Consider the following 925-nt stretch of genomic DNA (forward strand, 5'->3'; position numbering starts at 1 on the left):
ATACTTCCTGCCAGTATGCGGCATGTGCACCCTGTGCCCCTGCTGATAAAACCGATTGCTGCCAGGCAGCGTAATCTTTATACTGGATCCTTAAGGGTTGTAACTGTACCGGTGATCCTGCCTTCCCTGAATTATAATATTCCAATACCTCCCCGATCAGTACCTCCATCGACCAGCCGTCGCTGATGATATGGTGCATCACATACGCGAAAACCCAACGGTCTTCTGATAACCGGCATAACAGCGCCCGCAGCAATGGCCCTTCAGCCAGATCAAAGCTTTCATTCACAAATTCCCTTACTTCTTCTTTCACCTGCTCCTGTGCATCCTCATCCCCTCTAAAGTCATGTTCCTTCATATGAAACCCAAGCTCTTCCGGGCTAAGGATATACTGGCGTACATCGCCTGATCCGTTTTCTCTGAATACCGTCCGAAGGACCTCGTGGCGGCTGATCAGGCGGCTGAAGCCTGATGACAGCAACGCCACATCCAACTCCCCGCGGAANCCATAACCGCCGCTGTGATGACGATAATACGTAATCAGACGTAATTTCAACGTTGGGTATATCAAAATAGCTTTCGGCTGCAGTACTTTTAAAAAAACGTATAATTTCAGCCTTATTCTCTACTATTTCTTTTAAATAAATCTCAGACAACTCCCCATCATAGTTTATTTCCAGATTACTGTCTGAAAGAGCAAGATCAATATTATTCGCCTTAAGTTTTTTTATCAATTCAATAATTTCCATGCTTAAATTACTATAGATGAAGCTCTTTGATTCTTTATAAAAAGGCCGTTAATATTATCTATATACTCAGCCAGCTCTTTGATATTTTGTTTTTGAAAGAAGTCTTTTAATGGGATGTTGATATTAAACTCTTTTTTTAAACGCTTGATCAAAACCATTGCCTTTAACGAATCTCC

The 925-nt window shown here is 42.2% G+C and carries 3 protein-coding genes; all 3 read right to left on the reverse strand.

Annotated features, from left to right (window positions below):
* A partial coding sequence (locus ACFFGT_RS00210; RefSeq protein WP_446686294.1) for a condensation domain-containing protein occupies positions 1 to 487 on the reverse strand: 487 nt, incomplete at its 3' end.
* Positions 381 to 749 (reverse strand): TubC N-terminal docking domain-related protein, encoded by a 369-nt coding sequence (locus ACFFGT_RS32905; protein WP_446686295.1) that lies wholly within the window; start codon positions 747 to 749, stop codon positions 381 to 383. The genes ACFFGT_RS32905 and ACFFGT_RS00210, both read right to left, overlap by 107 nt.
* A 2-nt stretch (positions 750 to 751) precedes the next feature.
* Positions 752 to 925: acyl carrier protein (locus tag ACFFGT_RS00220; RefSeq protein ID WP_377020472.1), on the reverse strand; the 174-nt coding region annotated here is incomplete at its 5' end.

This window comes from Mucilaginibacter angelicae (assembly GCF_042434235.1).
GTDB lineage: Bacteria > Bacteroidota > Bacteroidia > Sphingobacteriales > Sphingobacteriaceae > Mucilaginibacter > Mucilaginibacter angelicae.